At 70.0% G+C, this 23,751-nt stretch carries 23 protein-coding genes; 6 read left to right on the top strand and 17 right to left on the bottom strand.

The window, feature by feature from the left end; genetic code table 11:
* Positions 1-9 precede the first annotated feature (9 nt).
* The 12 genes from ACIBJH_RS23620 to ACIBJH_RS23565 all read right to left on the bottom strand — a co-directional run bounded on the left by ACIBJH_RS23620 (position 10) and on the right by ACIBJH_RS23565 (position 12,085).
* Entirely contained in the window at positions 10-402 is a 393-nt protein-coding gene (locus ACIBJH_RS23620; RefSeq protein ID WP_359608927.1) for a YccF domain-containing protein, read from the bottom strand.
* Positions 399-1,262, bottom strand: coding sequence for a zinc metalloprotease HtpX (gene htpX, locus ACIBJH_RS23615; RefSeq protein WP_399118824.1), 864 nt, complete (start codon positions 1,260-1,262; stop codon positions 399-401). The genes ACIBJH_RS23620 and htpX overlap by 4 nt, the downstream gene beginning before the upstream one ends.
* Before the next feature lie 190 nt (positions 1,263-1,452).
* Positions 1,453-2,976, bottom strand: a complete 1,524-nt coding sequence (locus ACIBJH_RS23610; RefSeq protein ID WP_399118823.1) for an NADH-quinone oxidoreductase subunit N — start codon at positions 2,974-2,976, stop codon at positions 1,453-1,455.
* On the bottom strand, positions 2,973-4,547 hold the full coding sequence (locus tag ACIBJH_RS23605; protein WP_399118822.1) for a NuoM family protein: 1,575 nt from the start codon (positions 4,545-4,547) through the stop codon (positions 2,973-2,975). Before ACIBJH_RS23605 ends, ACIBJH_RS23610 begins: the two co-directional genes overlap by 4 nt.
* Positions 4,548-4,553: 6 nt before the next feature.
* Positions 4,554-6,548, bottom strand: coding sequence for an NADH-quinone oxidoreductase subunit L (locus ACIBJH_RS23600; RefSeq protein ID WP_399118821.1), 1,995 nt, complete (start codon positions 6,546-6,548; stop codon positions 4,554-4,556).
* Positions 6,545-6,979: an NADH-quinone oxidoreductase subunit NuoK gene (nuoK, locus tag ACIBJH_RS23595; protein ID WP_399118820.1), complete on the bottom strand. Its 435-nt coding sequence runs from the start codon at positions 6,977-6,979 to the stop codon at positions 6,545-6,547. The genes ACIBJH_RS23600 and nuoK overlap by 4 nt, the downstream gene beginning before the upstream one ends.
* Complete coding sequence (locus tag ACIBJH_RS23590) at positions 6,979-7,704, bottom strand: NADH-quinone oxidoreductase subunit J (protein ID WP_399118819.1); 726 nt, start codon at positions 7,702-7,704, stop codon at positions 6,979-6,981. Before ACIBJH_RS23590 ends, nuoK begins: the two co-directional genes overlap by 1 nt.
* Positions 7,701-8,399, bottom strand: coding sequence for a NuoI/complex I 23 kDa subunit family protein (locus ACIBJH_RS23585; protein WP_399118818.1), 699 nt, complete (start codon positions 8,397-8,399; stop codon positions 7,701-7,703). The genes ACIBJH_RS23590 and ACIBJH_RS23585 overlap by 4 nt, the downstream gene beginning before the upstream one ends.
* Entirely contained in the window at positions 8,396-9,367 is a 972-nt protein-coding gene (locus tag ACIBJH_RS23580; RefSeq protein WP_399118817.1) for an NADH-quinone oxidoreductase subunit H, read from the bottom strand. Before ACIBJH_RS23580 ends, ACIBJH_RS23585 begins: the two co-directional genes overlap by 4 nt.
* Positions 9,364-10,983 carry an NADH-quinone oxidoreductase subunit C gene (locus tag ACIBJH_RS23575; RefSeq protein ID WP_399118816.1) on the bottom strand — a complete coding sequence of 540 codons (1,620 nt, stop codon included), beginning with the start codon at positions 10,981-10,983 and terminating at the stop codon, positions 9,364-9,366. Before ACIBJH_RS23575 ends, ACIBJH_RS23580 begins: the two co-directional genes overlap by 4 nt.
* On the bottom strand, positions 10,980-11,648 hold the full coding sequence (locus tag ACIBJH_RS23570; RefSeq protein ID WP_399118815.1) for an NADH-quinone oxidoreductase subunit B: 669 nt from the start codon (positions 11,646-11,648) through the stop codon (positions 10,980-10,982). The genes ACIBJH_RS23575 and ACIBJH_RS23570 overlap by 4 nt, the downstream gene beginning before the upstream one ends.
* Positions 11,639-12,085 carry an NADH-quinone oxidoreductase subunit A gene (locus ACIBJH_RS23565; protein ID WP_399118957.1) on the bottom strand — a complete coding sequence of 149 codons (447 nt, stop codon included), beginning with the start codon at positions 12,083-12,085 and terminating at the stop codon, positions 11,639-11,641. The genes ACIBJH_RS23570 and ACIBJH_RS23565 overlap by 10 nt, the downstream gene beginning before the upstream one ends.
* A gap of 285 nt (positions 12,086-12,370) precedes the next feature.
* Between ACIBJH_RS23565 and ACIBJH_RS23560 the strand changes: the two genes are divergently transcribed.
* Together ACIBJH_RS23560 and ACIBJH_RS23555 are read left to right on the top strand one after the other, a co-directional pair.
* Positions 12,371-13,588 (top strand): sensor histidine kinase, encoded by a 1,218-nt coding sequence (locus ACIBJH_RS23560; protein WP_399118814.1) that lies wholly within the window; start codon positions 12,371-12,373, stop codon positions 13,586-13,588.
* 139 nt (positions 13,589-13,727) lie between these two features.
* Positions 13,728-15,071 (top strand): sensor histidine kinase, encoded by a 1,344-nt coding sequence (locus ACIBJH_RS23555; protein WP_399118813.1) that lies wholly within the window; start codon positions 13,728-13,730, stop codon positions 15,069-15,071.
* A gap of 54 nt (positions 15,072-15,125) precedes the next feature.
* On the opposite strand, the gene ACIBJH_RS23550 is transcribed toward ACIBJH_RS23555, so the two are convergent.
* Both ACIBJH_RS23550 and ACIBJH_RS23545 read right to left on the bottom strand, forming a co-directional pair.
* Positions 15,126-15,653: a zinc-binding dehydrogenase gene (locus tag ACIBJH_RS23550; RefSeq protein ID WP_399118812.1), complete on the bottom strand. Its 528-nt coding sequence runs from the start codon at positions 15,651-15,653 to the stop codon at positions 15,126-15,128.
* A 90-nt stretch (positions 15,654-15,743) separates the two neighbouring features.
* On the bottom strand, positions 15,744-16,943 hold the full coding sequence (locus tag ACIBJH_RS23545; protein WP_399118811.1) for an alcohol dehydrogenase catalytic domain-containing protein: 1,200 nt from the start codon (positions 16,941-16,943) through the stop codon (positions 15,744-15,746).
* 253 nt (positions 16,944-17,196) lie between these two features.
* On the opposite strand from ACIBJH_RS23545, the gene ACIBJH_RS23540 reads away from it, so the two are divergent.
* The 3 genes from ACIBJH_RS23540 to ACIBJH_RS23530 all read left to right on the top strand — a co-directional run bounded on the left by ACIBJH_RS23540 (position 17,197) and on the right by ACIBJH_RS23530 (position 21,115).
* On the top strand, positions 17,197-17,856 hold the full coding sequence (locus tag ACIBJH_RS23540; RefSeq protein WP_399118956.1) for a LuxR C-terminal-related transcriptional regulator: 660 nt from the start codon (positions 17,197-17,199) through the stop codon (positions 17,854-17,856).
* 249 nt (positions 17,857-18,105) lie between these two features.
* On the top strand, positions 18,106-20,043 hold the full coding sequence (locus ACIBJH_RS23535; RefSeq protein WP_399118810.1) for a 2-oxoacid:acceptor oxidoreductase subunit alpha: 1,938 nt from the start codon (positions 18,106-18,108) through the stop codon (positions 20,041-20,043).
* On the top strand, positions 20,036-21,115 hold the full coding sequence (locus ACIBJH_RS23530; protein WP_399118809.1) for a 2-oxoacid:ferredoxin oxidoreductase subunit beta: 1,080 nt from the start codon (positions 20,036-20,038) through the stop codon (positions 21,113-21,115). Before ACIBJH_RS23535 ends, ACIBJH_RS23530 begins: the two co-directional genes overlap by 8 nt.
* Positions 21,116-21,178: 63 nt before the next feature.
* On the opposite strand, the gene ACIBJH_RS23525 is transcribed toward ACIBJH_RS23530, so the two are convergent.
* From ACIBJH_RS23525 to ACIBJH_RS23515, 3 genes are all read right to left on the bottom strand, one after another.
* Positions 21,179-21,379 carry a hypothetical protein gene (locus tag ACIBJH_RS23525; protein WP_262063703.1) on the bottom strand — a complete coding sequence of 67 codons (201 nt, stop codon included), beginning with the start codon at positions 21,377-21,379 and terminating at the stop codon, positions 21,179-21,181.
* A gap of 135 nt (positions 21,380-21,514) precedes the next feature.
* Positions 21,515-22,075, bottom strand: a complete 561-nt coding sequence (locus tag ACIBJH_RS23520; protein ID WP_399118808.1) for a DUF6082 family protein — start codon at positions 22,073-22,075, stop codon at positions 21,515-21,517.
* A gap of 236 nt (positions 22,076-22,311) precedes the next feature.
* Positions 22,312-22,701 (bottom strand): winged helix-turn-helix transcriptional regulator, encoded by a 390-nt coding sequence (locus ACIBJH_RS23515; RefSeq protein ID WP_399118807.1) that lies wholly within the window; start codon positions 22,699-22,701, stop codon positions 22,312-22,314.
* 89 nt (positions 22,702-22,790) lie between these two features.
* On the opposite strand from ACIBJH_RS23515, the gene ACIBJH_RS23510 reads away from it, so the two are divergent.
* Positions 22,791-23,645, top strand: a complete 855-nt coding sequence (locus tag ACIBJH_RS23510; RefSeq protein WP_399118806.1) for an SDR family oxidoreductase — start codon at positions 22,791-22,793, stop codon at positions 23,643-23,645.
* The last annotated feature ends 106 nt before the right edge of the window (positions 23,646-23,751 follow it).

Here is a 23,751-nt window from a genome sequence, read left to right as displayed (position 1 = left end):
TCGACCCCGTCAGCGGGTGGCGAACGGCTGGTCCGTGGGCACGATTTCGCGACCCAGGGGGAACAGCGAGATCGGGATCAGCTTGAAGTTGGCGATGCCGAACGGGATGCCGATGATCGTGATGCACATGGCGATGCCGGTGACGATGTGCGCGAGGGCCAGCCACCAGCCCGCGAGGATCAGCCACAGGACGTTGCCGACGCAGGACGCCGCGCCGGCGTCACGGCGCTCGACCGTGGTGTACCCGAAGGGCCACAGGGCGTAGACGCCGATGCGGAAGGCGGCGATGCCGAACGGGATGCCGATGATCGTGATGCACAGCAGCGCGCCGGCGAGGAGGTACCCGAGGAACAGCCAGAAGCCGCTCAGGACGAGCCAAATGACGTTCAGGATGGTTTTCACTGAGGGCGACCTGCCATCTTTTCGAGCCGGGCGATCCGCTCCGCCATCGGCGGGTGCGTCGAGAACATCTTGGAGAGTCCCTGGCCCGGGCGGAAGGGGTTCGCGATCATCATGTGGCTCGCGGTCTCGATGCGCGGCTCCGGGGGCAGCGGAAGCTGCTTGGTGCCCGCGTCGAGTTTGCGCAGGGCGCTCGCGAGAGCGAGGGGGTCTCCGGTGAGCTGTGCGCCGGACGTGTCCGCCTCGTACTCCCTGGAGCGGCTGATGGCCAGCTGGATGAGGCTGGCCGCGAGGGGTCCCAGGATCATGATCATCAGCATGCCCAGGATGCCGGGTCCGTCGTCGTCGTTCGAGCGGCCGATCGGGATCAGCCAGGCGAAGTTGACCAGGAACATGATCACCGAGGCGAGGGCGCCGGCGACCGACGAGATCAGGATGTCGCGGTTGTAGACATGGCTCAGTTCGTGGCCGATGACTCCGCGCAGCTCGCGCTCGTCCAGGATGCGCAGGATGCCTTCCGTGCAGCACACGGCGGCGTTGCGCGGGTTGCGTCCCGTCGCGAAGGCGTTGGGTGCCTCCGTGGGCGAGATGTACAGGCGCGGCATGGGCTGGCGGGCCTGGGTGGAGAGCTCGCGGACCATGCGGTACAGGGCGGGGGCCTCGAACTCGCTCACAGGGCGGGCGCGCATCGCGCGTAGCGCCAGTTTGTCGCTGTTCCAGTACGCGTACGCGTTCGTGCCCAGCGCGATCACGACCGCTACGACGAGCCCCATGCGGCCGAAGAAGCTGCCGATGACGATGATGAGTGCGGACAGTCCTCCGAGGAGAACTGCGGTCCTGAGCCCGTTGTGCCGGCGGTGCACGGTACGCCCTCCAAAATCGTGCAGCAGGGGGACCCTTTGCTTGCTGATCTCCGATGCCACTGGTCTCGTGGTGCCACGTCCAGTGGACCCTTCCGCACTGGTCAACGCCAGGCGAGGGCCACTAGTTCCCTTGTGCGTACGGCGCCGGGCGTGGGCCGTACGGGTGAGGACGGTGGTATGTGCCGGTGGCTCAGAAGAGTCCCGTGTCGGCGAAGCGCAGGACCAGTTGGGGTGCTCCGGAGAGGGCGATTCCGAGCGCGCCGGTGAGCGCCAGAGCGGCGGTGAGGGGGGCCGGGACTCGGTGCTTTTCGTGCTCCCCCTCGGGGACACGGAACAGCAGAGCCGTCCACTGGAGGTAGTAGAAGAGCGCGATCACCACGTTGACGGCCATGACGACCGCGAGCCAGCCCAGGCCCGCGTCGACGGCCGCCGAGAAGACGGTGACCTTGGCGAAGAGCCCGATGACACCCGGCGGCAGTCCGGCGAGGCACAGCAGGAAGAAGGCAAGGAGGAGAGCGGCGAGCGGGTTCGACGCGTACAGGCCGCGGTAGTCGCTGACGCGGTTCAGTGCTCTGCTACGGCCCACCAGTGCGGCCACCGCGAAGGCGCCGAGGTTCACGGCCGCGTACATGAGGGCGTAGGCGACGGTGGAGCCGATCGACTTCTGGGCGTCCTTGGAGTACGCGGCGGCTGCGATCGGCACCAGGAGGTAGCCGGCCTGGCCGACAGAGGACCAGGCGAGCAGCCGTACCGCGCTGTACGCGCGCGTGGCCTGTTGGCGCAGGGCGCCCAGGTTGCCGACCGTCATGGTGAGGGCGGCCAGCGCGGCGAGCGCCGGGCCCCACACATCGGCGTACGACGGGAACGCGACGACGGTGACGAGGATCAGCCCGGAGAAGCCGACCGCCTTGCCGACGACCGACAAGTAGGCGGCGATTGGTAGGGGCGCCCCTACGTAGGTGTCGGGTACCCAGAAGTGGAAGGGGACGGCGGCCGTCTTGAAGGCGAAGCCGATGAGGGTGAGGACGACGCCGGTCTGGGCCAGGGTGTGGAACTGGCCGTCTACGTACTGGATGCGGTCGGCGATCTCGGTGAGGTAGAGGGTGCCCGTGGTGGCGTAGACGAAGCTGACGCCCATCAGGCTGACCGCTGTCGCGGTGACCGAGGACAGGAAGAACTTGAGGGCCGCTTCGGCGGACTTCTTGTCGCCGTGCCGGATGCCGACGAGGGCGAAGGCGGGCAGGGAGGCGACCTCCAGGGCGACGATCAGGGTCGCGAGGTCGCGGGAGGCGGGCAGGAGGGCGGCGCCCGCGGCGGAGGAGAGCAGCAGGAACCAGTACTCCCCTTCGGGGAGTCCCTTGTCGGCGTCCTTCAGGGTGGTGATCGACAGGAGGGCCGCGAGGAGGGCGCCGCCGAGGACCAGGAACTGGATGACCAGGGTGAAGCGGTCCGCCGTATAGCTGCACGCGGTCGCTTCGCCGGTGAGGCAGAAGGTGGCGCGGTCGCCGTCCAGGAGAGGCAGCAGCATGAGCGCGGAGGCGGCCAGGCCCGCGACCGACACCCACCCCAGGAGTGCCTTCTTGGCGTCGTGGAGGAACAAATCGGCGACGAGGACGCCCAGGCCGACGACCGCCGCGATGGTGGGCGGTGCGATCGCGAGCCAGTCGACGGACTGGACCATCGACTCCGCGAGGGGCTGGACCGGGGCGCTCATCGGGTGCCTCCTGCGAGGAGCTGCTGGACGGCCGGGTCGGTCAGGCCGAGGAGTGCCTTCGGCCACAGGCCGGCGGCGACGGTGAGCGCGACGAGCGGGGCCCAGGCCGCGTACTCGTAGGTGTGGACGTCGGCGAGCTTCGGCGCCTCCTGCGCCACGGCGCCCATGCAGACGCGGCGGACCACGGCGAGCATGTAGGCGGCGGTCAGCAGGGTGCCGAAGGCCGCGATGGCCATGAAGGTGAGGAACGCGGGGCGGCTGAGGTCGGCGGCGGGCTTGAACGCGCCGAACAACGCCAGCATCTCGCCCCAGAATCCGGCGAGTCCGGGGAGTCCGAGCGAGGCGACCGCGGCGAACGCGAGCAGGCCGCCGAGGCGTGGTGCCTTGCCGTAGAGGGCCGCGCCGGTCTCCTCGGCCAGGGTGTCCAGGTCGGTCGTGCCCGTGCGGTCCTTGAGGGCGCCGACGAGGAAGAACAGGAGGCCGGTGATGAGGCCGTGGGCGATGTTGGCGAACAGGGCGCCGTTCACGCCGGTCGGGGTCATCGTCGAGATGCCGAGCAGGACGAAGCCCATGTGGCCGACGGAGGAGTAGGCGATGAGGCGCTTGAGGTCGCCCTTCGCGCCCTGTTTCGCGAGGGCGAGGCAGGCCAGGGAGCCGTAGATGATCCCGACGACGGCGAAGGCGGCGAGGTAGGGCGCGAAAGTGTGCATGCCGTCGGGGGCGATCGGCAGCAGGATGCGGACGAACCCGTACGTGCCCATCTTCAGCAGCACGCCGGCCAGCAGGACCGAGCCGACGGTCGGGGCGGCGGTGTGGGCGTCGGGCAACCAGCTGTGCAGCGGCCACATCGGCGTCTTGACCGCGAGCCCGATCCCGACCGCCAGAACCGCGATGACCTGCACGGATGTGGTCAGCGACCGGCCGTTGTCAGTGGCGAGTGCCACCATGTCGAATGTGCCCGCCTTGATCCCGATCAGGAGCAGGCCGAGCAGCATGACGACGGAACCGAGCAGCGTGAAGAGGATGAACTTCCAGGCGGCCTGGGTCCGTTGGGCACCGCCCCAGCGGGCGATGAGGAAGTACATCGGGATGAGGACGGTCTCGAAGGCGAGGAAGAAGAGGATCAGGTCGAGGACGGCGAAGGTGGCGAGGGTGCCGGACTCCAGGACGAGGATGAGGGCGACGAATGCCTTCGGGGACGGGCCCGTAGGCATCTTGAAGTAGGAGTAAAGCGCGCAGAGGAAAGTCAGCAGCGCGGTCAGGACCAGGAGGGGGAGGGAGATGCCGTCGATGCCGAGGTGGATGCGCACGTCGAGTGCGGGGATCCAGCTGATGTCGGTCGTGGCCTGCATCTTCGACGGATGGTCGTGGTCGAAGCCCAGCGCTAGGACGATCGCGGCGACGAGGATCACGCCGGTCACGGTGACGCCGTGCCGTAGTACGGCCTGCTCGGGCGACTTCCCCTTCAGCCCCGGCGGGGCGGGCAGGAGGGCGGCGACGGCGCCGAGGAGCGGGCCGACGACGACGAACGCCAGAAGGACCTGCATCACGGACTCGTTGATATCGATCACGCCTGCTCACGCTCCCGTGGCGACGAGGAGGACGGCGACCGTCAGGACGACGGTGCCGGCGAGCAGCGCGCTCACATAGGTCTGCAGATTGCCGGTCTGAGCGCGCCGTACGGCGGCTCCGAGGAGGCGGGGCAGGGTGCCCGCGCCCTGTACGTAGGTGTCGACGACCTCGCGGTCGAGGAACCGGACGAGGCTCGCCGCCGCCAGCACGGGGCGGACGAACAGCGCCCCGTAGACAGCGTCCAGGTGGAAGCCGGAGGCCGCGTGGCGGTGCAGCGGGCCGAGCAGGAGGCGGCCCGGGTCCGCCGGGTCGGCTGCCGAGGCCACGTCTCCGTAGGCGGGCGCGTGGCTCGCGATGGCCTCCGCCTCGACCAGTCCCGCGTCGCCCTCCGGGTGGGCCGCGACCGCACCCATCGGTGCGCGGGCCGCAAGCGCGGTGGTGTGCCGCCAGGCGCCGTAGGTGACGATGCCGCCGACGAGCGCGACACCCGTACCGAGCACGGACGTGGTGAGCGTCGGGGTGAGGTCGCGGCCGTCGAACCAGTCGGGGAGCACGCGGTAGGCGAGTCCGCCGAGGGCGAGGGACGGGACGGCGAGCACCCACAGCACGGCGTTCATCGCCACGGGCTGCCTGCCGTGGTCGGGGGCATCGACACCCCGGCCGTTGAAGGCGAGCAGCCACAGGCGCGTCGCGTAGGCGGCGGTGAGCAGGGCCGTGAGCAGGCCGGCGACGAGGACGATCCAGCCCGCGGCGCCGGGGATGTGCGAGGTGTGCTCGGTGGCCGCGTGTTCGGCGGCGCCGAGGACGGACTCCTTGGAGAAGAAGCCGCTGAACGGCGGGATCGCGGCGAGCGCGAGGAGCGCCACGGTCATCGTCCAGAGGGCGTCGGGGACGCGGGCGCGCAGGTTGCCCATGCGGGACATGGCGGCCAGCGAGTTGGTGCCGGAGGCGTGGATGATCACGCCGGCGGCGAGGAAGAGCAGCGCCTTGAAGGCGCCGTGGGACAGGAGGTGGAAGACGGCGGCACCGCGGTCGCCGACGGCGAGGGCGCCGGTCATGTAGCCGAGTTGACCGATCGTCGAGTAGGCGAGGACGCGCTTGATGTCGTCCTGGGCGAGCGCGGCGAGACCCGAGCCGGCCATCGTCACGGCGGCCATGACGGCGAGGACGACCATCGCGGCCGAGGAGGCCTCGAAGACCGGGAGGAGACGGGCGACGAAGTAGACACCGGCGGCGACCATCGTCGCGGCGTGGATCAGCGCGGACACGGGGGTGGGGCCGGCCATCGCGTCGGGGAGCCAGGTGTGCAGCGGGAACTGCGCCGACTTGCCCGCCACACCGGCCAGGAGCAGCAGCGCGATCAGCGTCGGGTGGTGCAGCCCGCCACTCGTGACGGTGCTCAGGACCTTGGTGATGCGGAAGGACCCGGCGTCGGTGGCGAGCGCGAACAGGCCGATCAGGAAAGGAACATCGCCGAGCTTGGTGACGAGGAAGGCCTTCATGGAGGCGGCGCGGGCCTCGGGGGTCTCCCAGTAGTGGCCGACGAGGAAGTAGGAGCAGATGCCCATGACTTCCCAGCCGACCAGCAGCACGATCAGGTCGCCGGAGTAGACGACCAGGAGCATCGCGGAGGTGAAGAGGGAGACGAGCGCGGCGTACGAGGGGTAGCGCGGGTCGTCGCGCAGGTATCCCGTCGAGTAGATCTGCACGCAGGTGGCGACGAAGGCGACCAGGACGGCGACGAGGGCGGCGAAGCCGTCGATGTGCAGGGCGAGTTCGACGGGGACCGAGCCGGTGGGCGTGAGTTCGGTGGCGGAGTCGATGGCCGCGTTGCCACCCTGGCGTACGGCGACGATCGCGGCCAGCGCGAGCGCGGTGAGCGTCGGCAGCACGGCGAGCGGACGGACGAAGCCGGGGGCGGTGCGGCCGAGGAGCAGGCCGGCCGCGGCGCCCAGGAACGGGAGGAGGGGGACGAGGACGGCGAGGGTGGTCGTGGTCACGCGGTGGCCTCAGCCTTCTCGGCCGCGGGGGGCTCGGTGCCGTCGCTGTCGGGGCCGTCGGCCCCACTGGGATCGCCGAGTCCGCCGGAACCGCCGGGACCGTCCGGTTCGTGACCCTCGGCGGTGTCGCGGAGCTTGTCGATGTCCGAGGTGCCGCGGGCTCGGTACACGGCGAGGACGATCGCCAGGCCGATGCCGATCTCGGCGGCGGCGATGGCGATGGTGAACAGCGTCAGGGCCTGGCCGGAGTGCAGCTTGTCCTCGGCGGTCCGGCTGAGCCAGACGTCGAAGGCGACCAGGTTCAGGTTGACGGCGTTGAGCATCAGCTCGACCGACATCAGGACGAGGATCGCGTTGCGGCGGGCGAGGACGCCGTAGACGCCTGTGCAGAAGAGGAGGGCGGCGAGCACGGCGGGATAGACGAGGTGCATCAGCGGGCTCCTTCCTGCTCGGCCGGGTTGTTCCGGGCGGTGGGACCGTTGCCCTCAACCGCACCTTTTCGCCCGATCGTGTGATTACGGGAATCCGGGACGGATGGGGAACTACCGGTCGTCGGCCGGGAGTTCATAGGGGGAGAGCTCGACTCCGCCTTCGACTTGCGGGACAGGACGATCGCGCCGACCAGGGCCGCGAGGAGGAGGACGGAGAGGGCCTCGAAGGGGAGGACCCAGTTCTGGAACAGGCTCGCGCCGGTCACCGCGGTGGAGCCGGCGGCCGGACCGTCCAGGTCCATCCAGGTCGCGCGGAAGGCGTCGACGACGACCCACACCAGGGCCGCCGCGGCGGCGACGGCCACAGCGAGGGCGGCCCAGCGGTTGCCGGAGTCCGCGTCCGGGGAGCGGCCGATGGGGGCCTTGGTGAGCATCAGACCGAAGAGAAGGAGGACGACGACGGAACCGACATAGATCAGCACCTGCACCCAGGCGATGAACTCGGCGGTGAGCAGGAGGTATTCGACGGCGACACCCCCGAGGGCCACCACGAGCCACAGGGCGGCGTGCACCAGCTGCTTGGTGGTGACGGTGACGAGGGCGGCGCCGAAGGTGACCAGGCCGACGAGGAGGAAGGCGATCTCCACGCCGGTCGGCGAGAGGAAGCCGTGGGTGTGGGTGGCGGCGAGGGTTGCCGTGGCGGTGGCAGTGGCGGCGAGGGTCACGACTGTCCCTCCGGCGGGTCGGTGGGCGAGGCCGACTCGACGTGGCCGGGCTCGGCGGGCTCGGGTGCGGTCTTCTCGGGCGCGGTCTGCGCAGCCTCGGTGACCTCCGCGGCCTCGGTGGCCTCCGCGACCCGGGCCGCCTCCGCCGCGTTCGCGGCCTCCGCGGCAGCCTGAGTCGCGGCCAGTTTCTCGGCGGTCTTGCGGGCGGCGGCGATCTCCTTGGGCTCCTCCGCGCCGGGGTCGAGGGCGGGTGGGGCCGGGACGGTCCACATCCACTCGCGGAGCTTGTCGCGTTCGTGGGTGAGTTCGTGGATGTCGGTCTCGGCGTACTCGAACTCCGGGGACCAGAACAGGGCGTCGAAAGGACAGACCTCGATGCAGATACCGCAGTACATGCACAGGGAGAAGTCGATGGCGAAGCGGTCGAGGACGTTGCGGCTGCGCTCGCGGCCACCCGGGGCCGCCGCCGGCACCGTCTCCTTGTGAGAGTCGATGTAGATGCACCAGTCGGGGCACTCGCGGGCGCAGAGCATGCAGACCGTGCAGTTCTCCTCGAACAGGCCGATGACTCCGCGGGTGCGGGGCGGGAGGTCGGGCTGGGCGTCCGGGTACTGCTCGGTGACGGTCTTCTTCGTCATCGTGCGGAGGGTGACGGCCAGGCCCTTGGCCAGGCCGGAGCCGGGAAACGGGGTCACTGGAGGAACACCACCTTCACGATGCCGGTGAGAGCGATCTGAGCGAGGGAGAGGGGGACGAGGAGGGTCCAGGAGAGCTTCTGGAGCTGGTCCTCACGCAGCCGGGGATAGGTGACGCGAAGCCAGATGACGACGAAGGCGAGGAGCGCGGCCTTCAGCAGGGTCCACACCCAGCCGAGCCCGTCCGTACCCCACGGGCCGTGCCAGCCGCCCAGGAAGAGGACGGTGGTCAGGCCGCACAGGACGACGATTCCGGCGTACTCGGCGAGGAGGAAGAGAGCGAAACGGAGACCGGTGTACTCGGTGTAGGCGCCGAAGATGATCTCTGAGTCGGCGACGGGCATGTCGAAGGGGGGCCGCTGGAGTTCGGCCAGGCCCGCCACGAAGAAGACGATCGCGCCGACGATCTGCCAGGGCAGCCACCACCAGTGGAAGGCGTCGAGGATGCCGGGGAGCGAGACCGTGCCGGCCGCCATGGCCACGGAGGCGGCGGTGAGCAGCATGGGGAGTTCGTAGGCGAGGAGTTGGGCGGCGGTGCGGAGGCCACCGAGGAGGGAGAACTTGTTGGCGGAGGCCCAGCCGGCCATGAGGGAGCCGAGGACGCTCACGCCCATCACCGCGAGGACGAAGAAGATGCCCGCGTCCAGGACCTGACCGACGGCGCCCTCGCCCGGGCCGATCGGGATGGCGAGGAGGACGAGCAGGTACGGGAGGAGGGCGACGGCGGGGGCGAGTTGGAAGATACGGCGGTCCGCGCCCGCCGGGACGATGTCTTCCTTCTGGGCGAACTTCACGCCGTCCGCGACGAGTTGGGCCCAGCCGTGGAAGCCACCGGCGTACATCGGGCCGAGGCGGCCCTGCATGTGGGCCATCACCTTGTGCTCGGTCTGACCGACGATGAGGGGGAAGGTGAGGAAGACGACGAAGACGATCAGGAGTCGCAGGGCGACGTCGAACGCGTCGTTCACTGCGGACCTCCTGCGGGAGTGTCGGGGGTCGGGTCTTCGGGGGCTTGGCCGTCGGGTACTTGGCCTTCGGGGGTTGGATCGGCTGCGGCCGGGCCGCCTTGAGCCTCGGCCGAGTCGGCTCCGGCTTCGGCTTCGGCTTCGGCTTCGGCTTCGGCTTCGGCTTCGGCTTCGGCTTCGGCTTCGGCTTCGGCTTCGGCTTCGGCTTCGGCTTCGGCTGATGGTCCGTCGGTCGGCCGCGTCGTGGAGTCCGGCTCGGACACCGGCTGCGGCTTCGCCTCGGGCTCCGGCTCCGGCTCCGGCTCCGGCTCCGATTGGGATGCCTGCTCGTCGAAGGCCGGCCGGGCGTGGTGCCACGGTGCGTCCGGGCTGCGGGGTGCGGTGGGGGGCTGGGCGGGGGTGTCCTCCCGTGCTGGTACCGGTGCCGGGCCCTGCTGTGAAGCTGAGCCATCACTCGCGCTACGTGAACGCCGGGGGGTTGCCGTGCCCGTCGGCTGTTGACTGGCCGAGCCCTCTGAGGCGCTGCGGGAGCGGCGCGGCGCGGCCGGGGTTCCCGAGGCAGGTTCCCCAGCCTTGGTCCCGACCTCAGCCCCAGCCCCGGTCCCTGCCTCGGTCCCAGTCCCACTCCCAGTGCCCGCCTCGCGGATCTGGCTCGCCGAACCCTCGCTCGCGCTCCGCGCCCGACGCGGTCCGGTCGACGGCACCGCAGGACCACCCTCGGCAGACGGCACCGCAGGACCACCCCCGGTGGACGGCACCGCAGAGGCGCTCTCGGCCGACGACACCGCACCCTCTGTCGCCGACGCCGGCGCTGGGGCCGGCGCTGCCTTCTCGGCCTGCGGCACCTCGCTCCCGCCCGGTGCCGTCTGGCTCGCCGAGCCCTCCGACGCCGTACGGGCGCGCCGCACCGGCCGGTCACCCGCCGCTCGGGCCGGACGCTCCCCCGCAGCCGCACGCACCGGGCGGTCGCCTGCCCCGCCCTCGCCTCGTGCCGGGCGGTCACCAGCCGCTCGGGCCGCACCCCGGGCGGGGCGGGCAGGTGCTGGTGGGAGTTGGCCCTTCAGGGGGCCCCACTCGTTCGGGTCGGGGACGCCCGGCGGGAGCATCTGGCGGCGTTTGGGGCCGCCGTGGTCGGACTCGCCCGGTTCCTTCGCGCCGGGCCAGGCCTTGGCCACGCGGGCCGCCAGAACGAAGTCCTTGCGGAGGGGGTGGCCTTCGAAGGTTTCCGGGAGGAGGAGGTGGTCCAGGGCCGGGTGGCCTTCGAAGTCGACGCCGAACATTTCGTGCGTCTCGCGTTCGTGCCAGGCGGCGCCCGCGTAGATGTCGACAGCGGTGGGGAGAGCCGGGGTCTCGTGCGGAACCGTCGTACGGACGAGGAGCCGGCGTACCGGTGACAGTGCCACGACATGGGCCGAGACGCGGAATCCGGTGCCGGGTTCGTCGACCGCGCTCAGCCAGTCGAAGTAGGTGCAGCCCAGGTCGTCGCGGGCGGTGCGCAGGGCGGCGAGCCAGGTGGTGGGCGGTACGTCGACCGTGAGGAGGTCGTAGGACTCCTCGGCGGTGGCCTCCGTGCCGAAGAGTTCCTCGGTGGGCGCGGGCAGCCAGCCGACGGCGGTCATCGGGCGTCTCCCGAGCCGGAGTTGGAGTCCGAGCCGGAGGGAAGCTCCTCAGCCGCGCCCGAACTCCCGCCAGTCACCGGCGACGGCGCCGCAACCAACCCGCTCTGCAGTGCCGCAGTCGAGGGCCGGGCGCCAGCCACGCCGTACCGCTCCCCCAGCGACTCCCGGGCGATCTTCTCCTGGAGTTTGAGGATGCCCTGGAGGAGGGCTTCGGGGCGGGGCGGGCAGCCGGGGACGTAGACGTCGACCGGGATGATCTGGTCGACGCCCTTGGTGACGGAGTAGGAGTCCCAGTAGGGGCCGCCGCAGTTGCTGCACGCGCCGAAGGAGATGACGTACTTGGGCTCGGGCATCTGCTCGTAGAGGCGCTTCACGGCGGGGGCCATCTTGTCCGTGACCGTGCCGGAGACGACCATCAGGTCGGCCTGGCGCGGGCCGGGGGCGAAGGGGATCACGCCGAGGCGGATGAAGTCGTGGCGGGCCATGGACGCGGCGATGAACTCGATGGCGCAGCAGGCGAGGCCGAAGTTGAAGACCCAGAGGGAGTAGCGGCGGCCCCAGTTGAGGACGACCTTCATGGGCTCGGGGGCGAGGCGGGCGAGAGTGCCCAGCCGTTTCGGCTCCGGCAGCGGGACGGGCTCGCGAGACTCGGGGGTCACGTCCATGTCAGGACGCCCTTCTTGTATGCGTACAGCAGGCCCACGGTGAGGAAGCCGAGGAAGACGAACATCTCGACGAGGGTGGTGGCGCCGTAGCCAGGGGCGGCGAACACCGTGGCCCAGGGGAAGAGGAAGATCGAGTCGACGGCGAAGATGACGTAGAGGAACGCGTAGACGTAGTACCGGACTTGGGTGTGGGCCCAGCCCTCGCCGACGGGGTCGACGCCGCACTCGTAGGTGAGGAGTTTCTCGGGGGTGGGGACGACCGGGCGCAGCAGGCGGCCGGCGCCGAAGGCCACGGCGACGAAGAGGACGCCGACGACGGTGAGCAGTCCCACGACGGAGTAGGAATGGAAGTAGTCCGCCGCGACGACCACGGCCGGTTCCCGGAGGGCGACCGGCGGGGTCACCGGCAGGCCGTCCGGCACGGTCCCCTGCACCATCTCCCGCAAGTCCGACCCCTCCTCTTCCCCACAGGCCCGCGGCAGGCCCGTTCCCCACAGGCCCGCTGCAGGCCCGCTCCGTTGCCCCGGTGACCCATGTGAACTCTGTGTTCGACGATGTGTACGCACGGGAGTCTAGGCCCTGTTAAAGGGGCGGTAAGCAGCCCGTCACGGCTTGAGATCCGGTCGGAATGATGAGAAGGAGGCGATGGTGGGGTTTTCCCCAGGGAACCGGGGCGGCCGACCTCATGGCGCCGGGGCCGCTCGCGCGGCACGCTGGCCCATATGACCGTACGCATCCCCTACGCCGACCCGGCGGCATTCGGCGGCGACAAGCTCGACGAGCCGTTGCCGCCGGCCCGCTTCGCCTACGACAGACACACCTGGAAGGAGATCGCGCATCTCCTGACGAATCTTCCGGCGTCGGTGTTCGGCTTCGTCTATGTGGTGACGATGCTGGCCGTCAGCGGCGGGCTGACCGTCACCGTGGTCGGGTTCCCGCTGCTCGCGCTGGGGTTGCTGGGCGCGCGGCTGATCGGGAAGTTCGAGCGGCGCCGGGCCCGGCGGCTGCTCGGGGTGCGGATCGAGGAGCCGAGCCCGCTGCCGTTGCGCAAGGGGGGCGGGCTGGTGCAGCGGGTGTGGATGGCGCTGAAGGACCCGGTGGGCTGGCGGACGGTGCTGTACGACGGGATGCGGTTGCCGTGGGGCATCGCCACCTTCACGATCACGATGACCTCGTTGTTCGTGCTGTGGCCGGTGCTGCCGTTCATCGCGCGGGGCCTGACGAACGTGGACCGGGCGATGGTGCGCGGTCTCCTGTCCCCCTCCGACGAACTGGAGCGCCGTATCGCCGAGTTGGAGTCGGACCGGGGGGTCGTGGTCGATACGGCGGCGGCGGATCTGCGGCGGATCGAGCGCGATCTGCACGACGGGGCGCAGGCCAGGCTGGTGAATCTGGCCATGGGGCTCGGCCTGGCCAAGGAGAAGCTGCTCGAAGGCCAGGCGGACGAGCATGTCGCGGCGATGGTCGACGAGGCGCACGGCGAGGTGAAGCTCGCGTTGCAGGAGCTGCGGGACCTGGCGCGCGGGATCCATCCCGCCGTCCTCACCGACCGCGGACTCGACGCGGCCCTCTCCTCCGTCGCCTCGCGCTGCACGGTGCCGGTGAAGGTGACGGCCGAGCTGGGTGGGCGCCCGGCGGCGGCGATCGAGGGGATCGCGTACTTCACCGTCTCCGAGCTGCTGCAGAACATCAGCAAGCACAGTGGCGCCCGTTCCGCGTCGGTGGACGTGTGGCGGGCGGAGGACCGGCTGCTGATCCAGGTGTGGGACGACGGCCGCGGCGGCGCACGCCTCGACGGCGGTACGGGCATGCGCGGCCTCGCCGAGCGGCTGGGCGCCGTGGACGGCCTGTTCGTCCTCGACTCCCCGCCCGGCGGCCCCACGACGGTCACCGCGGAGCTGCCCTGGCGCGAACGGACCGCCGAGCCGCGCCGGGGCTGAAGGAGAAAGCAGGGGTAGGGAAAACCCCCCTCCGAGGACGCCGACGGACTCCATGGCCCGTGGACCTGCGGCCGAGCAGTCTGGAGATACAGCAGCACGGTTGCCGAAACGAGTAGACGAGCAGAACGGGACGACGTCAATGGCCACGGAGTACGGGCAGGGGTACGGGTCGCAGGGCACGTTCGACCTCGACGAGCGGCGCCGCCACCGGCTGCCGGCCGCGCTGCGCGCACCGTTGGCGGCGCGCAGCTGGCGCGAGTTGGGATACGTCCTGCTGAGCCTGCCGATCAGCATCATGCTCTTCACCTACGCGATCACGATGGTGTCGCTGGGGGCGGGCCTGCTGATCACCTTCCTCGGTGTACCGGTCCTGGCGGCCGCCCTGGCCGGCTGCCGCGGCTTCGGCGCGCTGGAGCGGGCGCGGGCCCGCCGCCTGCTCGACCTGGACGTCGCCGATCCCGAGCCGCTGCGGATGAAGAAGAACGGCCCGATGGCCTGGATGGGCGCCGTCCTCAAGTCCGGCGCGTCCTGGCGCCACCTGCTGTACGCGGTGCTGCACTTCCCCTGGGCCGTCTTCTCCTTCGTCGTCGCCCTCAACTTCTGGGCCTACGGCTGGGCCCTGCTGACGTACCCGCTGTGGTTCTGGCTCTTCCCGATGTACGGCGGTGGGGGCGGCCTTCAGCTGTACGGCGACGAGCACCACCGGATCTATCTGGACAACCCGTTCGAGATCACGGTCACCGCGCTGGTGGGACTGCTGTTCACGCTGGCCACACCGTGGATCGTGCGGGCGCTGACGATGGTGGACCGGCTGATGGTGCACGGACTGCTCGGACCGTCGAAGCTGGCGACGCGGGTCGTGGAGCTGGAGTCGGACCGGGGGGTCGTGGTCGACACGGCGGCGGCGGATCTGCGGCGGATCGAGCGCGATCTGCACGACGGGGCGCAGGCCCGGCTGGTGGCGCTGGCCATGGATCTGGGGCTGGCGAAGGAGAAGTTGACGGAGGACCCGCAGGCGGCGGCGCGGATGGTGGGCGAGGCGCACGGTGAGGTGAAGACGGCGTTGCAGGAGCTGCGGGACCTGGCGCGCGGGATCCATCCCGCCGTCCTCACCGACCGCGGACTCGACGCGGCCCTGTCCTCCGTGGCCTCGCGCTGCACGGTGCCGGTGCAGGTGGACGTGGACCTGCCGTCACGGCCGGCCGCCGCGATCGAGGGCATCGCGTACTTCACCGTCTCCGAGCTGCTGCAGAACATCAGCAAGCACGCGAAGGCGACGTGGGCGGCGGTGGACGTGTGGCGGGTGGAGAACCGCCTCATGCTCCAGGTCGTGGACAACGGGGTGGGCGGTGCGGACGCCTCCGGCGGTTCCGGGCTGGCCGGTCTCGCCGGGCGGCTGGACGCGGTGGACGGAATCCTGGTGGTCGACTCGCCGGCGGGCGGACCGACCCGGATCACGGCGGAACTCCCCTGGCGGGGCTGAGCCCCGCCCACGGACGTGCCGTGGCCCCGGACACCCCGGGCCCACGGCACACGCCTACGCCGGTTCGCCCACCGCCAGCACCACCTTCCCCCGGTTCCGCCCCTCCCCCAGCACCCGGTGCGCCTCCGCCGCGTCCGCCAGCCCGTACTCCTCCGTGACATCGATCCGTACGACGCCGGAGGCGGCCAGTGCCAGTGCGCTGAGTGCGTGGGCGCGTACCGTCGCCGGGTCGCGGCGGGCGAGGTCGCCGATGTTGTAGCCGGTGAGGGCGCGGTTGTTCTTCCAGATCGGGAGGACGGGGAGCCGGAGGTCGGGGTGGCGGGCCGCTTCGCCGTAGACCGCGAGGCGGCCGAAGGGGGCCAGGACCTCGAAGCTCGCCAGCCGGGTGGGGCCGCCGACCGGGTCGAGGACGATGTCGACGCCCCGGCCGGAAGTGGCCGCGAGGACCGCCTCCGGGAAGCCCTCCCGGACGAAGACCTCGTCGTAGCCGAAGGAACGGCGGGCGTACTCCGCCTTCTCCGGCGTGCTGACGGTGCCGTAGACCGCGGCGGCCCCCAACATCCGGGCGAGCTGCGCCGCCACGCCCCCCCACACCACCGGCCGCCGCGTGCACGAGGACCGTGTCACCGGGGCCGACCCGAGCCGCACCGACCAGCACGCCGTAGGCCGTCGTCAGGACGAGCGCGGCACCACCGGCGGTACGCAGATCGAGCCCACCGCCACGCGGGACGAAGCCGCCCCGCGTCCCGCCGGAGTCACCGACACGCCCGTCGAGACCGTCCGGCAACCGGTCCAGGCCATCGACACGCGGAGCAGAACCACCCTGCAGCGGTCCGGAATCACCGACACGCCCGCCAAAGCCATCCAGCAGCCCACCGGAATCACCAGCACGCCCATCGAGACCGCCCGCCAGCCGGCCGGGACCTCCCGCCCCCGGGGCGAAACCTCCCTGCACCCCACCAGAGTCACCAACTCGCCCGCCGAGACCGTCCGCCAGCCGGCCAGGACCGCCCGCCCCAAGGGCGAACCCACCCCGCACCCCGCCCGAATCACCCACACGCCCGTCAAAGCCATCCAACACCCGACCAGGACCACCGCCACGCGAAGCGAAACCACCCCGCGTCCCGCCGGAGTCACCGATACGCCCGTCGAAACCGTCCGGCAGCCGATCGGGACCGCCCGCCCCAAGGGCGAACCCACCCCGCACCCCGCCCGAATCACCCGCACGCCCGTCAAAGCCATCCAACACCCGGCCGGGACCGCCATCACGCGAAGCGAAACCACCCAGCGGCCCACCAGAGTCACCGACTCGCCCGTCAAAGCCATCCGGCACCCGACCAGGACCACCGCCACGCGAAGCAAAACCTCCCCGCACCCCGCCGGAATCGCCGATGCGCCCGTCGAGACCGCTGGCACCCGGAGCGACACCCCCCGCAGCCCGCCAAAGTCACCGATGCCCCCGTCGCGGCCGTCCGCCGGCGGGAGAGGCGAGGTACCCGGCAGCGGGAGGTGCGAGCCGGGCGGGAGTGGGAGGCTCAAGTCACCCGGCAGTGGAAACGCGAAGACAGCCGGAGCCACCGCGTACTCCGCGTAGCCCCCGCCGTCCGGCAGGTACGCCGTCACCGCGTCGCCGACCGAGACCCCCGTCACGCCCTCGCCCAGTGCCGTCACCCGGCCGGAGGCCTCCAGGCCCGGGACGGTCTCGCCTGCGGGTTCGCCGAAGTCACCGAGGCGGTGCTGTATCTCGCCGTAGTTGACGCCGGCGTAGGCGACGCGGATGAGGACCTCGCCGGGGCCCGGTTCGGGGTCGGGGAGGTTCACGAGACGCAGTACCTCCGGTCCGCCGGTCACCTTGAACGCGCTCGCCCGCATGGGCCCACCCCTCCGTGCCCGGTGCCCGGTGCCCGGTGCCCGGTGATCGGGACCGGGTCGTGCGGAAAGCCGGAACCTGCGATCTCCTGTCTCTATTCCGGCCCTCCGGAGGGGCGCGCCCGGTCCGAAATCCACTCGCCCGGACGCACCGCGGTCCGAATACTGGAATGCTGGACTTGTCGTGCGGACGGACGCGAACAGGGCGCGGACGGGCAGGGCGGGCTATGGGGGGCCGAACATCGTGGAGGACAGGGTGCGGGTGGTCATCGCCGAGGATTCGGTGCTGCTGAGGGAGGGCCTGACCCGGTTGCTGACCGACCGCGGGCACGACGTGGTGGCCGGGGTCGGCGACGGGGACGCGCTGGTCAAGACGATCACCGAGCTGGCCGACCAGGGCGCGTTGCCGGACGTCGTCGTGGCGGACGTGCGGATGCCGCCGACGCACACCGACGAGGGTGTGCGGGCCGCGGTGGAGCTGCGCAAGGCGCATCCCGATCTCGGTGTGCTGGTGCTGTCGCAGTACGTGGAGGAGCGCTACGCCACCGAACTGCTGGCCGGTTCCACGCACGGCGTGGGTTATCTGCTGAAGGACCGGGTGGCCGAGGTGCGGGAGTTCGTCGACGCGGTGGTGCGGGTGGCCTCGGGGGGTACGGCGCTGGACCCGGAGGTGGTCGCGCAGTTGCTGGGGCGCAGCCGCAAGCAGGACGTGCTGGTGCGGCTCACCCCGCGGGAGCGCGAGGTGCTGGGGCTGATGGCGGAGGGGCGAACGAACTCCGCGATAGCCCGGCAGCTGGTGGTGAGCGACGGCGCGGTCGAGAAGCACGTCAGCAACATCTTCCTGAAGCTGGGGCTGTCGCCGAGTGATGGGGATCACCGGCGTGTTCTGGCCGTCCTCACCTACCTCAACTCCTGACAAACTGACACGGTGTCAGACATCAGCCGTTAGTCGAGCCGAGAACCGGACAATGCATGAGGAGCGTCTTCAAAGGAAGCGCCGGGGGGCGAGAAATCATGACAAGTCAGGTTGTCAGGCCGTCTCAAAACAGCATCCACCATGCGAACGGCCCAAGGAAGGCGACCCTTACGGACGTAGGGTTGATCCTGGGAGGGTCGGCGGTTCGACCATGCCCGGACAGCGTCCTCGAAGAGGAGGTCCAGTTCAGTGACCAGCCAGGTCAGTAGCCCAGCGGAGCAGACCGACGGAGCCGACGGCACGTTGGTCGGGGAACAACGCAAACCGGCGGGGGTGAAGGACGTCCAGCGCCTGGACCGGGTGATCATCCGGTTCGCGGGTGACTCGGGTGACGGCATGCAGCTCACCGGTGACCGTTTCACCTCGGAGACGGCGTCCTTCGGGAACGACCTCTCCACCCTGCCGAACTTCCCGGCCGAGATCCGCGCCCCCGCAGGCACCCTGCCGGGGGTTTCGTCGTTCCAGCTGCATTTCGCCGACCACGACATCCTGACCCCGGGCGACGCGCCCAACGTGCTGGTCGCGATGAACCCGGCCGCCCTGAAGGCGAACATCGCCGACGTTCCGCGCGGCGCCGAGATCATCGTCAACACGGACGAGTTCACCAAACGGGCGCTGCAGAAGGTGGGTTACTCCGCCTCGCCCCTCGACGACGGCTCGCTGGACGGCTACAGCCTCCACCCCGTCCCCCTCACCACCCTCACCGTCGAGGCGCTGAAGGACTTCGGGCTGACCCGCAAGGAGGCCGAGCGCAGCAAGAACATGTTCGCGCTGGGCCTGCTGTCGTGGATGTACCACCGGCCGACCGAGGGCACGGAGAAGTTCCTCAAGTCGAAGTTCGCGAAGAAGCCGGAGATCGCGGCGGCCAACATCGCGGCGTTCAGGGCGGGTTGGAACTTCGGCGAGACGACCGAGGACTTCGCGGTCTCCTACGAGGTCGCCCCGGCCGCCACCGCGTTCCCGACCGGCACCTACCGCAACATCTCCGGGAACCTCGCCCTGTCCTACGGCTTGGTCGCCGCGTCCCAACAGGCGGACCTGCCGCTCTTCCTGGGCTCGTACCCCATCACCCCGGCCTCCGACATCCTGCACGAGCTGAGCCGGCACAAGAACTTCGGCGTACGGACCTTCCAGGCCGAGGACGAGATCGCCGGCATCGGCGCGGCCCTGGGCGCGGCCTTCGGCGGCTCGCTCGCGGTGACGACGACGTCCGGCCCGGGCGTGGCCCTGAAGTCGGAGACCATCGGCCTCGCCGTCTCCCTCGAACTCCCGCTCCTCATCCTGGACATCCAGCGCGGCGGCCCCTCCACCGGCCTGCCGACCAAGACCGAACAGGCCGACCTGCTCCAGGCGATGTTCGGGCGCAACGGCGAGGCGCCGGTCCCGATCGTCGCCCCGTGCACACCGGCCGACTGCTTCGACGCGGCGCTCGAAGCTGCACGGATCGCGCTGACCTACCGCACCCCGGTGATGCTCCTCTCGGACGGCTACCTGGCCAACGGCTCCGAGCCCTGGCGCATCCCCGACATCGACGAACTCCCGGACCTCACCGTCCAGTTCGCGCAGGGCCCGAACCACACCCTGGACGACGGCACCGAGGTCTTCTGGCCCTACAAACGCGACCCGCACACCCTCGCCCGCCCCTGGGCGATCCCCGGCACGCCCGGCCTGGAACACCGCATCGGCGGCATCGAGAAGCAGGACGGCACGGGCAACATCTCCTACGACCCCGCCAACCACGACTTCATGGTCCGCACCCGGCAGGCCAAGATCGACGGCATCGACGTACCGGATCTGGAGGTCGACGACCCGCACGGCGCGCGCACGCTGGTCCTCGGCTGGGGCTCGACGTTCGGTCCCATCACGGCGGCGGTACGGCGCCTGCGCGCCTCCGGCGAGTCGATCGCCCAGGCCCACCTGCGCCACCTCAACCCCTTCCCGCGGAATCTCGGCGCGGTCCTGAAGCGTTACGACAGAGTGGTGATCCCCGAGATGAACCTCGGCCAGCTCGCCACGCTGGTCCGGGCGAAGTACCTGGTGGACGCGCACTCGTACAACCAGGTGAACGGCATGCCGTTCAAGGCTGAGCAGCTCGCCACGGCTCTCAAGGAGGCCATCGATGGCTGAGACGTCCACGGAAGGCACGGGCACGATCGAGGCGCTTTCGCTCGTCCCCAAGGCCGAGGCAGTGCAGTCCATGAAGGACTTCAAGTCCGATCAGGAAGTGCGCTGGTGCCCCGGCTGCGGTGACTACGCGATCCTCGCGGCGGTGCAGGGTTTCATGCCGGAACTGGGCCTGGCCAAGGAGAACATCGTCTTCGTCTCCGGCATCGGCTGCTCCTCCCGCTTCCCGTACTACATGAACACGTACGGCATGCACTCCATCCACGGCCGCGCACCCGCCATCGCGACCGGACTCGCCTCGTCCAGGCGGGACTTGAGCGTGTGGGTGGTCACGGGCGACGGCGACGCGCTGTCGATCGGCGGGAACCACCTGATCCACGCCCTGCGCCGCAACGTCAACCTCAAGATCCTGCTCTTCAACAACCGGATCTACGGCCTGACGAAGGGCCAGTACTCGCCGACCTCCGAGGTCGGGAAGATCACCAAGTCGACGCCGATGGGCTCCCTGGACGCCCCCTTCAACCCGGTGTCCCTGGCCATCGGCGCCGAGGCGTCCTTCGTCGCCCGCACGATCGACTCGGACCGCAAACACCTCACCCAGGTCCTGCGCGAGGCGGCGGCCCACCCCGGCACCGCCCTGGTGGAGATCTACCAGAACTGCAACATCTTCAACGACGGCGCCTTCGACGCGCTCAAGGACCGCCAGCAGGCCGAGGAGGCGGTGATCCGCCTCGAACACGGACAGCCGATCCGCTTCGGCGCGGACGGCGCGCGAGGAGTCGTACGGGACGCGACGACGGGCGACCTGAAGGTGGTCGACGTGACCCCGGACAACGAGTCCGAGATCCTGGTCCACGACGCCCACGCGACGTCCCCGACCACGGCCTTCGCGCTGTCCCGCCTCGCCGACCCCGACACCCTGCACCACACACCGATCGGCGTCCTGCGATCCGTGCAACGACCGGTCTACGACACACAGATGGCCGACCAGCTCGACACCGCCATCGAACAGAACGGGAAGGGCGACCTCGCCGCGCTGTTGGCGGGCGGGGACACCTGGACCGTGGTGGGCTGACGGTTCCGCTGCGGACATGCGAGAGGGCCTGGGCGTATCGCCCAGGCCCTTTGTCCGTTCAGGTCACGCGTCGGGGATGTCCCGCTTCGCGCGGAGCAATGTGTCACGGGTGATGACGACGATTCGCTCATAATCCGCCCGGGCCGCATCGGCCGGGAGAAGGGCATCGAGTTCTTCGGTGCGATCCGTACCAATAACGGCAAAATTGCCGTCACTGAGTTCGAATAGATCGGGGCAGGTCTCGTTGGTGTGACTGCCTCTCATGCGGGGCGGGTCTCCGAGGCGACGGACGATAGCAGCTGTGAAATGTTCGCTGAGCACTCGGAGAGCCTTCTGTTGGTCGGAACGGATATTTTTCCGGCCAGTGTCCCACATCACATCGACTGGTAATGTCGCACGTCAGGGGCACGGAGGCTCTCCCAAATGCCCGACTATCCACCATTCGTCTGGATCTTCGGAGAGTTCCTCCATAATGCTGTCGACGGCTTCACCGACCCGCCGTTCCAGGGAGTCCGCCGGAAGACTTCTGCGATGCTCGCCCGTCCGGTCCCAATATTCCGCAAAAAGGGAATTCCTACAGAGAATCCTCAAGTGACCGAGGAGTTCCCTCCAGCCGAACGTCCCTATGCGATAGGACAGCAGGAGCGAAGCATACTGACGGTTGGCGAAGATCATCTGCCGTCGCTTGGCCTCGGAGATCCCGCCCAGCGTGCTCCGCGCATCGGCCAGTGAGGGGTCGTCGATCGTCCGGTCCATCTGTTCCATGGCGATGCGGTATTCCTGGATCAGGTTGGCGCGGTGCACCTCTTCGGCCATACGCGCCACTTGCCGAATCAGTTCCGCGAGGAACTCGTCCTGATTTCTGCGCCGGGTGCCGCGGGCGAACGGAGAACGCAGCCGGGCCAGCCCCGCCACCATTGCAGAACCGATACTTCGCACGGCCGAATCCTGTGTGGGCATGTGACGGCATCCCCCTGATCTGACGGCCCGCGATCCGACCAGGGGGAACGCAGGCTGGGTACAGCAGTCGCGCACCCCACTCCAAGCGTGCCCGGGAACTCAAGGCGGCGTGGGAGGCGGAGAGGGGGCGCATGGATGGTTGGGTCTCACATGTCGACCAAGGCCCTGACACATGTGTGCCCCCTGGCGCCGTGCACATGCCCCAAGTCGCCCGGGGCACATCACATCGCTCCTGCTCAGCCCCGCCCCTTCGCCGCGTCGTAAACCTCCCGTGCCTTCTCCACCTCCCCCATCCGCGCCTCCGTCCACAGCGCCAGCGCCCGCACCTGCTCGGCCGCCTCGCGGCCCAGGTCGGTCAGGGAGTAGTCGACCCGCGGCGGGATCACCGGCTTCGCGTCGCGGTGCACCAGGCCGTCCCGCTCAAGCGTCTGCAGGGTCTGCGTCAGCATCTTCTCGCTGACGGTGCCGATCGCCCGGCGGAGTTCGCTGAAGCGGTACGGGCGGTCGAGGAGTTCGATGAGGACGAGGACGCCCCAGCGGGACGTGACATGTTCCAGGACCAGGCGGTACGGGCACATCACCGCGCCCACGGTGTACTTGCCCGTCACCTCGCTGCTTACCGTCATGCCAGTACCTTACTTCAAAGTGGGTACTTTCCCAGAGTTAGCGCACATCCTAAGGTTAGTGCCATCGCACCCCACAAGGAGTTGTCATCATGAGCATCGTCGTCACCGGAGCCACCGGACACCTCGGCCGTCTCGTCGTGGAACAGCTGCTGGAGACGGTTCCGGCCGACCGGATCACCGCCGTCGTCCGCACCCCGGAGAAGGCCGCCGACTTCGCCGAGCGCGGGGTGAAGATCGTGGTCGCGGACTACAACACCCCCGAGACCTTCGACTCCGTCTTCGCCGCCGGCGACAAAGTGCTGCTGATCTCCGGCAACGAGTTCGACAAGGGGCGGGTCGGGCAGCACAAGGTCGTCATCAACGCCGCGAAGGCCGCCGGTGTGGCACTGCTCGCGTACACCAGCGCCCCCGGCTCCCTCACCGCCGCCCTGGCCGACGACCACCGCGGCACCGAGGAGGCACTGCTCGCCTCCGGTCTGCCGTACACCCTGCTGCGCAACGGCTGGTACAACGAGAACTACACCGAGCAGCTGGCCCCGGTCCTGGAGCACAGTGCCGTCGTGAACGCCGCCGGTGACGGCCGGGTCTCCTCCGCCTCCCGCGCCGACTACGCCGCTGCCGCTGCCGCCGTACTGACCGGCGAGGGCCACGAGAACCAGACGTACGAACTGGGCGGCGACGAGGCCTGGGGCTTCGCCGAGTACGCGGCCGAGCTGAGCCGGCAGACCGGCAAGGAGATCGTCCACAACAACGTTCCCGGCGAGGTCCTCGTCGGCATCCTCACCGGCGCCGGGCTGCCCGAGCCGTTCGCCGCGATCCTCGCGGGCGTCGACGCCTCCATCGAGAAGGGCGAGCTGGTCGTCGCGACCGGTGATCTGTCCCGTCTCGCCGGCCGCCCGACCACGCCGATCGCCGAGTCGATCGCGCTCGCGCTCAAGGGCTGACACCGCCCGCGCACGGGAGCGCCCCCGTCTGTCATGACCGTATGGCGATACGGGCATGACAGACGGGGGCGCTCGGCGCTACCTTCGTGCAGGTTGCACCGACGCA

It is taken from the genome of Streptomyces sp. NPDC050548, assembly GCF_044457385.1.
GTDB lineage: Bacteria > Actinomycetota > Actinomycetes > Streptomycetales > Streptomycetaceae > Streptomyces.
Note: the sequence above shows the minus strand (reverse complement) of the source record. Positions and strands in the feature narration are given on the sequence as shown.